The following is a 10,142-nucleotide window of genomic DNA, read 5'->3' on the forward strand; positions in this document are numbered from 1 at the left end:
GGCGTGACCTTCGGGTCACGCCGACCGGCTTTTTCCCGCTCGGCCGCGGGCGGCGTGCCCCGGCCCGCAGCGTGCGTGCCCGCGCAGCGTTGTGCCCGCCCGAGCACGTGATCGAGTGGACACTTGTCTGGTTCGAGACACCGATACATCCCGATATATCCGGGTGGCCAACCGGAAAGGTGTCCACTCCACACCCAAAACGGCGCCGCCCCACCCAGGCGCCCCACCAGAGGTGGTCGCGTGGCCAGGCCACTTCCCCGGCCGCGTCGCCGAGCCAGTGCACCACCGTGGTGGTGGTCGCCTCCCCAGCGCCAGATCCCCGGCGGCAGTGGTGTTCCCTGCGGCCTAGGATGGCGAGGTCATGGCCAAGACGAGAGCAACGAAGCCCCGGGGGGCGAAGAAGCCGCCCCCGCCGCCCCGGCCACCCCCGATCGGGATCATGGTGGCCGTGTTCCCGCTCGCGGTCTGGTTGACCGTCGTGCCCTTCGTCGGTGCCAGCCTCGGTTTCGACCTGAACGTGCCGCTGCGGCTGGAGATCGCGGACCACCTGGTCCCCGGGGTCGTGATGGTGGGTGGCGCCACGGCAGCCCTGCTCCTGCGCCGCAAGCCCTCGGGCGCCACCGCCTACCTCGTGGCGGCGAGCCTCGTCTTCCTATCCGGGCTCTGGACGTTCAGCACCCATGTGCCCCTGGTGGCCCAGGCGTCGCAGGGCGGCATCGACTGGGGGACGGCCATCTTCCACACCGCGCCCGGACCGGTCGTCCTGATCGTCGCGCTGATCGCGCTCGTGCCGGCGCTGCGCACCACGGACTGATGTCGCGCCGCCGGGCCCTCACAGGCCTCGGGCTCGGGCTCGCCGCGGTGGCCCTGGCCGCCCTGGCAGGTGCGGCCGTCCCACCGCCGCACGCCGAGCCGCAGCGTGCCCCGATCGCGGCCAACGCCGGGGCCGACGACTGGCTCGACGCCCGCGCGCACAACAGCCCGAGCCTCGCGCGCAACCCCGTCGACGCCGACAACCTGGTGCTGGTCAACCGGGTGGACATGCCGGCGTTCGGCTGCGGCGTGCACGTGTCCGTCGACGGGGGGGCCAGCTGGCAGGAGGGGACCATCCCCCAACCACCCGACACCGGGCCCCAGTGCTTCGCTCCGGACCTCGCGTTCGGGCCCGACGGGACGTTGTTCGTGTCGTTCGTGATGCTGGCCGGGGAAGGCAACACCCCGGGCTCGGTCTGGGTCACCACCTCCGAAGACGGCGGCCTGACCCTGGGCGACCCGCGACCGGTCGCCGGAGAGCTGGCCTTCCAGACCCGCCTGGTGGCCCACCCGAGCGAGCCCGGCCGGCTGGCCCTCACATGGGTCCAGGCCGAGGAGGTGGGCAACCTCGCCTTCCCGGACACCGGCTACCCGGTGGTCGTGGCGACCTCCGCCGACGGCGGCGCCAGCTGGGACGGGCCGCACCAGGTCAGCGACGGTGCGCGTGAGCGGGTGCTGGCGCCGGTGCCCGCCTACGGCGACGACGGCGAGCTGTTCGTGCTGCACCTGGACGTCCTCGACGACCGGCTGAACTACCACGGCGGGCACGGCGGCCTCGGCGGTCCCCCTCCGGCCGGCCCCTGGGAGCTCGTGCTGACCCGCTCCACCGACGGCGGACGGACGTGGGGACAGAGCACCGTCGCGGACGACCTCGTCCCGATCGAGCGCTACCTCGTGTTCCTCCCCCCCGCGCCCACGCTCGCCATCGACGGGGACCGGGTGTACGCGGGCTTCCACGACGCGCGCCTCGGCGACCCCGACGTGTGGCTGTGGGCATCGTCGGACGGGGGCGGCAGCTGGGACGCCCCCGTGCGGGTCAACGACACCGGCGAGGCCGACGGGACGTCGCAGTACCTGCCGGCTCTGGCCACCGCCGACGGACGCCTGGACATCCTCTACTACGACCGCCGTGGCGACCCCGAGGACCGCATGAACGCGGTGTCCCTGCAGCACTCGCTCGACGGCGGTCGCACCTTCTCCGAGCGCCTCGAGGTGTCCGACGGGGACTTCGACTCCCAGGTCGGCTTCGGGGCGTTGCGCGGCATGCCCGACCTCGGCAGCCGCCTGGCGCTGGCGTCCTCGCCGGAGCACGCGCGGGCGGCGTGGACGGACACCAGCATGGGTACCCCCGACTACGGTAAGCAGAACCTCGTGTACGCGCCGGTGGCGTTCGTGCCCGGCGAGGGCGGCGGGTTGGTGCTGGCGCTGCGCCTCGGAGCCGCCGCGCTGCTCGCCGCGGGTGTCGCCACGGTCACCTGGCCGTTCGTGCGGCGGCGGGTCAGGCGGGTGGGCTCGCGTGGCCGTCACGGGCCAGGGCCCCGAGGAGGTTCCCGAGGAACGAGCCCATCTGGTCGCGGCGCACGGCCGGGCGCGGCCCGTAGCTCGTCGCGCTCTGCCCGCGGACGAGCCCGGCAGCGAACGCCTTGAGTATGGCCTGCTCGTGGGTGTTGCCGGCCACATCCGTGAAGTCGGTGGGGTCGGCGGGGAGCGGGGCTGCGACGATGTGCTCGTACGCCCGCACGACGAACGTCGCCATCTGCGCGCGGGTGACCGGCTCGTTGGGGCCGTAGCGGCCGTCACGGCCGCCCTGCACGATCCCGGCCTCCGCGAGCTTGTTGATGTTGGTCTCGTGGTGGTTGCCGTTGTCGTCGGGGAAGCGGTCCCGGGTGACGGGCAGCGTCGTGCCGTTCGCCCGCTCGACGGTACGGGCGATGAACGTCGCCATCTGCGCCCGGTTCACCGAGGCGCGGGGGGCGTACTCGCTGGCGGTCACCCCCTGGGCGATCGACCACCACACGACGCAGTCGATCGCCCCGGCGTGGACGTTGCCGTCCCCGACGTCGGCGAACGGCGCCGCGGGGACACGACCGGGCGGGCACGCCCGGTTGACCCCGGCGGCCACGAGCAACCGGTGCACGTCCAAAAGACCGTGACCGTAGGCGGGATCACGGCCGGGCGGCCCGCGATCCTCGGCGCTGGCCGCGAAGGCGGCGGCGACGGTCGACGCCGAGCTGTCGGGATCGATGGAGCGGTAGAGCAGCGCAGCTCCGGCCACCAGCGGCGCCGCGAACGACGTCCCGGCCCGCGACCGCAGGGTCGAACGCTCACCGAGGGTGAGCAGGTCGGTGTCCGCCGCGCCCGTGCTCTGCCCGCCGGGGGCCACGACCGCCACCTGGTCGCCGGTGCTGCTGTACCCGGCGTGGCTCCCCCCGCGCACGGTCGCGCCCACGCCGATGACCTCCAGGTAGGCGGCCGGGTAGAGGGGCGTGGCGTTCCCGCTGTTGCCGACGGCCGCGACGAGCACCGCCCTGCGGTCGAAGGCGTAGCGCACGGCGTCCCGCAGGGCGGGGACGTCATCGAGGGTCCCGACGGACAGGTTGATGACCCCCACGCCCGCGTCCGCGGCGTGCACGATCGCCGCGGCGACGTCGAGGGTGTCGCTGCACCCGGCGGCGTCGAACACCCGGTAGGGCACGATCTGCGCTGCCCAGTCCACGCCGGCGATGTCCACGCCGTTGTTCCCCGCAGCGCCGAGCAAGCCCGCCACCGCTGTGCCGTGGCCTCCGCGGTCGGAGCTCTGGCCGGCCGGCAGCGCTCGGTCGAAGCGGGTGTCGCGGCCCTCGGTGACCCGGCCCGCCAGGTCGGCGCGCATGGCGTCGACCCCGTCGTCCACGATGGCGACCCGCAGGTCGGACCCCGTGCGGAACCGCCAGGCCGCCGGCACGTTCAGGTCATCAAGCGGCCACTGGTCGGCGAAGCGCGGGTCGTTCGGGACGACCCCCGAGCGACGCACGACGGAGGAGCGCTCCACGATGTCGATGCCAGCCAGGTCCGCCAGCCCCCCGCCCGCATCCGGGGCGGCGCGGCCCACCCTGAACGCACCGATGGCCGGCACCTCGCCCGACACCTGCCATCCCGCCGACCGGGCCTCCTCGACCGCGGCCTCATAGCGGTCGGGCGCCGCCGTCACGGTGAACGAGTCCAATCCCGGACAGGCCTCGGGGTAGTGCAGACGCGGCTCGCCGAGCTCGCGCTCGGGCAGCCAGTCGACCGTGTCGGGCCCGCTGTGCAGGCTGAGGACGAAATCGAAGGAGACGGGGTCACCAAGGGCGCCCACCGGGACGTCGGCGCGGACCCCGCGCTGCTCACCCACGGCCGTGACACGCTGCGCCGGCCCGCTGTGGGTGACGGTGCCGGCCCCGTCCGGCTGCTCGGTCACGGTGGCGGTCAGCGCCCCACCCTCCCGGCTGACGGTCAGCGCCGCAAACGCCGGGTTGCCTGGGGTGGACAGCTCCCAGCGCAACGACCGCCCGTCGAACGCCGCGTCGGGCCACGCGGCACAGCTGTGCGCGGTGAAGCGCAGGGTGCCCCCGTCGCCCGGGCCGATCTCGGTGCGACGCAGGTCGAGCGGGTCGCCCCCCGCGTCGTCGCAGACGTCGACGTAGGGGGCCGTGGTGCTCGCCTGGGAGGCGGCGGTGTCGCCCGCCTGGGCGTGCACCGCCGCGCCCGTGGGCACCGTCGGCAGCGAGGCCGCCTGCGGTGCACCGGCCAGCGCGGTGGCCACCAGGGCCACTAGCAGCCCGCCGATCACCGCCCGGGACGCAACATGTGCCTGCACAGCTCTCCTTGGTCGGCCCGAGCGCCGGGACGTCCAGGTCCCGCCCTCCACGAACAGTCCCGTCTCAGAGCGGTGTCATCCACTCCGGAGCGTGGACCTCCGCACGCGACCGACCCTTGCGGGCCGGGCGCGCGGCGGTCCAGGGGCATCCAGTATGGGGTCCCCGGCACCTGTCGCCGCTGTTCGCGTCGAGGGGTGCCTGCGTCGACCCACTGGTTGTGATGTGAGCCTCCGAGCGGTTGTAGGGAGGGCGGGGCCTGGACGGCCCGTCGTGTGCGACAGCGTAGCGCGACCGGCGGGGCACGCAGCGCCTCGTCCGCGCGGATCAGTCCTCACCGACGATACCGAGGCGCATGGCCGCTGCGACCGCCGCGGTGCGGTTGCGCGCACCGAGCCGGTCGAAGACCTCCTGGCAGTGGGCCTTGACGGTCCGTTCCGTCACGCCGAGGCGTTTGGCGATCTCCGGGTTGGTCAGACCCTGCTGCAGGTAGCGCAGCACCTCTTGCTGACGCGGCGACAGGACCGGCTTGGCCTCCTCGGGCTCCACCGGCTCGAGCATCTCCGTCGCGTCCTCGCGGTCCATCTGGGAGCTGCGGTCCTCGAAGCGGGTCTCGACACCGCCGAACCGCACCGCATCGCCGTGCCGCAGGGCTTGCGGGCCCGTCACCGCCTCGCCGTTGACGAAGGTGCCGCCGGTGGAGCCGAGGTCCTCGAGCCAGATGGCGCCGCTCTGGCGGCGAATCAGGGCGTGCGCCCGGCTGACGTGCGGGTCGGCCAGCCGCAGGTCGCTGTTCTCGCGGCGCCCGAGGACGAGCTCGTCGCCCTCGATCACCAGCTGCTCGCCCCGCAGGGGCCCGTCATGGGTCACCACGAACATCGGCAGCGGGGTGAGTCTCCTCGCCGGGCCTACCACGACCGCTCCTTGGGTCCAGGGGCCCCGCATCGCAGACGGAGCGCCTCCACCGTGGCGACGGGTGTCCCGCGCTCCCCGATGCGCCCATGGTCGCGGTCACCGTGGAAGTCGCTGCTGCCCGTCACCAGCAGGTCTCGCTCGCGCGCGAACGCGCGCCAGAACGCCGCCGTGCCCGCCTCGTGCCCGGCATGGTCGGCCTCCACGCCGGCGAGCCCCACGGCCGCCAGCTCGGCCACCAGACCGGTCGTCGTCGGTGCGTCGCGGTCTGCCAGGCCCGGGTGCGCGATCACCGCTGCGCCGCCGGCCGCCCGGATCAGGCGGACGCCGTCAGCCGGTGACAGGGCGTGCTTCACGACGTAGGCCGGGCCGCCGTCGCCGATGTAGTCGTCGAAGGCCGCACGGACGTCGGGCACCCCGCCGGCATCGACCATCGCCGCCGCGATGTGGGGGCGCCCGATCGGCGCACCCCCGGCATGGGCGAGGACCCGGTCGAGGCTGCAGGCCACACCGAGCGCCGCCAGTCGCTCCAGCATCCGCTCGGCCCGCTGCGATCGCTGGCCGCGCAGCCGTTCGCACTCGGCGGCCAGCTGCTCGTCCTCGGGGTCGCACCAGTAGCCCAGGAGGTGCACGCTGCGCCCCGCCGCCTCGGTCGACAGCTCGATTCCCGGCACGAACGCCAGGCCCTGGCCGGCACAGGCGTCGGCCGCCTCCGCCCAGCCCCCCAGCGTGTCGTGGTCGGTGATCGCGACCCCGGTGAGCCCCTCGGCGGCGGCCAGCGCGGCATTCTGCGTGGGCGTGGTGGTGCCGTCGGAGAACACCGTGTGCGTATGCAGGTCGATCACGCCACGAAATCTACCCCAATCGGCGGGTCCGAGGGATCACGCCGGCCGGGCCGGCCATACGGCGTGCCCGGCCGCTCCAGGACGTCGAGGAGGCCGTGGCCGTTGGGCTGCCATGGCTCTGCCTCCTCGGCGTGTCCTGGGGAATTTGGGGCTCGATACCCTGGATGCCCATGGACGCAAACTCGACGCCCCCGCAGCTCGCGGTCGGCGCGATCTGCGTGCGCGAGGGCCGGCTCCTGCTGGTCCGGCGTGGGCGCGGCGTCAGCGTGGGGCGCTGGGCCCCCCCGGGGGGCAGGGTCGAGCCCGGTGAGTCGGTGGCGGCGGCCGTGGTGCGCGAGCTCTGGGAGGAGACCGGCCTACGCGGCCGCGTGACCAGTCTGTGCGGCCGTGCCGAACGCCGACTCGACGGGCACCGCTACGTGATCCTGAACCACTGGGTCGTGGCGCCCACCGGGCCCGCCGTCGCCGGCGACGACGCCGCCGCCGTGACCTGGTGCGACCGCGCCGGCCTCGACGCGATCGACCTCGTTCACGGCCTGCGCGCCTTCCTCGACGAGCACCAGGTGCTGGCCCGCCTCAGGTGAGGTGGCGACGCAGGAAGCCCGCTGCGGCCGGCAGCAGCGCCCCGGGATGCTCCAACATCATCTGGTGGCCCCCGCCGGGCAGCACCCACAGCTCGGATTCCACCGCCAGGCGTGACGCGAACGCCCGGGTCGGCGTCTCCGGCAGGACCCGATCGTTGGAGCCGATCGCCACGAACGTCGGCACGGCCTGCGCGCTGACGTCGGGCTTGTCCTCGGGGGTGAGCAGGATCGAGCCCAGCCCGGCCAGCGTGTAGCGGCGGACCGACTGGGGATGGGTGCGCAGCACCCGCGCGAGGTCGGGGTCATCGGCGAGGTCGGCTGTGGCGACCACGGCCGTGGCGGGCAGGGTGATCGCCGCCTGGCGCTCTGGGGAAAGCCGGCGGCGCAGTGCTGCGGCCGCAGGCAGAAGGGCGCCCTGCCGATGGCGTTGCAGCACCGGGCGGACGTCTCGCAGGTCCAGCACGTTGTGGCAGGCCACCGCTCCGACACCGGTGCTCTCCAGTGCGGCATAGAAGGCCAGCACCCCGCCGAAGGCGGTGCCGAACAGCCCCACCGAGCCCTCCCACCGCTCCCGCGCGCAGCCGACCGCCGCCGCCGCCGCAGCCATCGCGTTGCGGTAGGTGAGATGGCCGCGCCGTCCGCCGCTGCGCCCGTGGCCGGGCCAGTCCAGCGCGAGCACGTTCAGGCCCTCGGCAGCCAGCCGCGCGTACGGGTCGAGGCCGCTGACCGCCCCGCGCAGCACGTCGACGCCGGTCACCAGCCCGTGCAGGGCCACGACCGATGGTCCCCCCGCCCCGGGCCCCTCGTAGGCGACCAGGCGCAGCGACGTGCCGTCGCTTTCGACCCACAGCTCCTGGTCCTTCACGCGCCGTCCCAGTCCCGTCATCGTTGCGTGCCCGTCCAAGCCTACGTGCGGCGCCGATATACTCGCGCCTCCACCCTGAAACGTGAAATCGGCGCGTCAGGAACACCGTCAGGAACACCGTCAGGAACACCGAAAGGACCTGCGGATGCCCAGGGCCGACCTGATCTACGCGCTCGCCCTGGACCGCGAGCTGTACCAGGCCAGCCGGATCGACTCCTCGCTCCTCGATCCCATCGTCCGGGTCGAGGGTGCCCTGCCCGGCGTCGCGCGCCCGATCACGGTGCTGCGCGACTACCAGGGTCCCCAGGGCATCTACATCGAGCACTTCGTGCTCCGGGACCGCAAGGGCCGCGAGCGCGCGCGCTCGTCCCCCCGGCCCATCGAGCTCAAAGGGCAGATGTTCCAGGATCGGATGGTGTCGACCCTGCGCGACGTGGTCGTCGAGGACCCCGACGAGCACGAGCTGACCTTCTACGTCGGCGAGCAGGCAGCCGGATCGATCCCGGTGTTCATGGAGTCGGGCCACGGGGGGGATCCGCGTCTGGCCGCGGAGGAGACCTTCAAGAAGGCCCTGAAGAAGGGGACCATCCTCTGGTTGACCGTGCCCCAGCCCGACGGCTCCCGCCACGAGCAGCCGATCTGGTTCGTCTACTCCGGCGGCAAGGTGTACGTGGTCTCCGGTCCGACCGAACAGGACGTGCCCCACCTCGGTGAGGTCCCCGAGGTGGAGATCACCGCCCGCAGCAAAGACGTCCGCAGCCGGGTCAGCCGGATACCTGCCGCCGTGCGGGTGCTCGAACCCGACGACCCCCGGTACGCCACGATCGTCGAGGAGGCGCTGCCCAAGCGCTTGAACCTCACCGACCCCAACGAGGCCGCGGAGCGCTGGCGGCGCAACTGCGTGGTGGTGGAGCTGACGCCCCGGTTCCGCGACGAGGACGAGCAGCCGGCGCCGGGTGCCGCGGCCCCGCCTGCGGCCGCTGCGGCCGCTGCCGCCGCTGCGGCCCCCGGGCCGGCGGGTGCCGCGCCCGCAGCCCCGGGCACCGAGGAGGACATCCACGTCGAGGCCGAGATCGACCAGGAGGTCTTCGACGCGCTCGTCGCGGAGGGCAAGCCCGAGCGCGTGGCCCGCGCCAAGGCCAAGGCGGCCCACGTGCGCAAGGAGAAGCAGCGGATCCGCGCCGAACGCGAAGCGGCCTCCGCCTGAGCAGGGAGTGAGATCCGTGGCCGACACCTTGACCCTGGTCACCGGTGGGACCGGCTTCCTCGGTCTGCACCTGGTGGAGGCACTGCGACGAGCAGGCGACGCGGTGCGAACCTGCGGGCGCGGGACCCGACCCGCCTCGCTGCCGCCCGACGTCGACTACCACCAGGCGGACCTCACCGGTCCTGAGCCGCTCGATGCGCTGACCGCGGATGTCGACCGCATCGTGCACGCCGCCGGGGCGGCGAGCTCCACCTCGACGCCTGCGGAGATGGAGGCGGTCAACGTCACCGGCACGCGCCGGCTCCTGCAGGCGGCGTTCGACGCCGGGGTCGGGCGCACCGTGTACGTCAGCACCTCATCGGTCTACGGCAAGGAGGTGGCGCTGCCCCAGCCCGTCGTGGAGGACGCCGAGTGCCATCCCGGTGCGGGCTACGCGGCCAGCAAGTGGACGGCCGAGCAGGTCGTCTGGGAGTTCGCCGCCAAGGGGCTGCCCGTGTCCGTCCTGCGGCCTGCGACCATCTTCGGGCCCGGCGCCGTCAAGCTCGTGGCCAGCACGATCCTCGACGCGGCCATCGAGCGCTTCACCGGCCTCGACGCCTTCGCGGTCCCCCGCCGACCGGTGGAGATGCGGCTGGTGCACGTCGACGATGTGGTGGCCGCCTGTGGCCATCTCATCACCGCCCCGGACGCCGTCGGGCGCGCGTTCAACCTGGACAGCGGGGTCTACCCCTCGAGCCACGAGGTGGCGGAGGCCGTGGCCGGCGCGCTCGGCATGACCTGTGCGCTGTCCGACGAACCCGCTCCCGGGCTGCCCCACGACCAGCGGCAGGCGGTCCACCGGCGCATGCTCGACGCCGGGATGCGCGACGACATCCTGCTGCCGAAGGAGCGCATCCGCTACCTCAACAAGGCCAACCGCAACAACCGCCTGAGCCTCGCCGCGCTTGCCGAGACCGGTTTTCGTCCCGCGGTCACCGACATCGGTGCCGCCATCGCCGCCGACGTCGACTGGTACGCCCAGCACCGCTGGATCCTCTGAGGGCGAGGTCTCAGGCATCCCATGGCGGTCGCTTCGCGACC

General features: G+C 73.6%; 8 protein-coding genes. 4 read left to right on the forward strand and 4 right to left on the reverse strand.

The genetic code is table 11. From position 1 onward, the window contains the following. Window positions 1–361: 361 nt before the first annotated feature. The gene (locus WD250_02410; GenBank protein MEX2619050.1) at window positions 362–814 is read left to right on the forward strand and encodes a hypothetical protein; all 453 of its coding nucleotides are present in this window, start codon (window positions 362–364) and stop codon (window positions 812–814) included. 1,497 nt (window positions 815–2,311) lie between these two features. On the opposite strand, the gene WD250_02415 is transcribed toward WD250_02410, so the two are convergent. From WD250_02415 to WD250_02425, 3 genes are all read right to left on the reverse strand, one after another. Then, window positions 2,312–4,651, reverse strand: coding sequence for a S8 family serine peptidase (locus WD250_02415; GenBank protein MEX2619051.1), 2,340 nt, complete (start codon window positions 4,649–4,651; stop codon window positions 2,312–2,314). Between the two features lie 325 nt (window positions 4,652–4,976). Beyond that, window positions 4,977–5,564, reverse strand: a complete 588-nt coding sequence (locus tag WD250_02420) for an FHA domain-containing protein (GenBank protein MEX2619052.1) — start codon at window positions 5,562–5,564, stop codon at window positions 4,977–4,979. Beyond that, entirely contained in the window at window positions 5,558–6,406 is an 849-nt protein-coding gene (locus tag WD250_02425; GenBank protein MEX2619053.1) for a PHP domain-containing protein, read from the reverse strand. Before WD250_02425 ends, WD250_02420 begins: the two co-directional genes overlap by 7 nt. Window positions 6,407–6,576: 170 nt before the next feature. Between WD250_02425 and WD250_02430 the strand changes: the two genes are divergently transcribed. After that, window positions 6,577–6,990, forward strand: coding sequence for an NUDIX domain-containing protein (locus tag WD250_02430; GenBank protein MEX2619054.1), 414 nt, complete (start codon window positions 6,577–6,579; stop codon window positions 6,988–6,990). Here WD250_02430 and WD250_02435 read toward each other — a convergent pair. After that, window positions 6,983–7,876 carry an alpha/beta hydrolase gene (locus tag WD250_02435; protein ID MEX2619055.1) on the reverse strand — a complete coding sequence of 298 codons (894 nt, stop codon included), beginning with the start codon at window positions 7,874–7,876 and terminating at the stop codon, window positions 6,983–6,985. The genes WD250_02430 and WD250_02435 overlap by 8 nt on opposite strands. Before the next feature lie 124 nt (window positions 7,877–8,000). Between WD250_02435 and WD250_02440 the strand changes: the two genes are divergently transcribed. Both WD250_02440 and WD250_02445 read left to right on the forward strand, forming a co-directional pair. Next, window positions 8,001–9,062, forward strand: a complete 1,062-nt coding sequence (locus WD250_02440; protein ID MEX2619056.1) for a hypothetical protein — start codon at window positions 8,001–8,003, stop codon at window positions 9,060–9,062. A 16-nt stretch (window positions 9,063–9,078) separates the two neighbouring features. Continuing rightward, window positions 9,079–10,101 (forward strand): NAD(P)-dependent oxidoreductase, encoded by a 1,023-nt coding sequence (locus WD250_02445; GenBank protein ID MEX2619057.1) that lies wholly within the window; start codon window positions 9,079–9,081, stop codon window positions 10,099–10,101. Window positions 10,102–10,142 lie beyond the last annotated feature (41 nt).

It is taken from the genome of Egibacteraceae bacterium, assembly GCA_040905805.1.
Classification (GTDB): domain Bacteria; phylum Actinomycetota; class Nitriliruptoria; order Euzebyales; family Egibacteraceae; genus DATLGH01.

Excerpts from the sequence above, each read along its gene's own strand:
- WD250_02440 (MEX2619056.1), top strand. The coding sequence starts at position 8,001 with ATGCCCAGGGCCGACCTGATCTACGCGCTCGCCCTGGACCGCGAGCTG.
- WD250_02430 (MEX2619054.1), top strand. The coding sequence starts at position 6,577 with ATGGACGCAAACTCGACGCCCCCGCAGCTCGCGGTCGGCGCGATCTGC.
- WD250_02410 (MEX2619050.1), top strand. The coding sequence starts at position 362 with ATGGCCAAGACGAGAGCAACGAAGCCCCGGGGGGCGAAGAAGCCGCCC.
- WD250_02435 (MEX2619055.1), bottom strand. The coding sequence starts at position 7,876 with ATGACGGGACTGGGACGGCGCGTGAAGGACCAGGAGCTGTGGGTCGAA.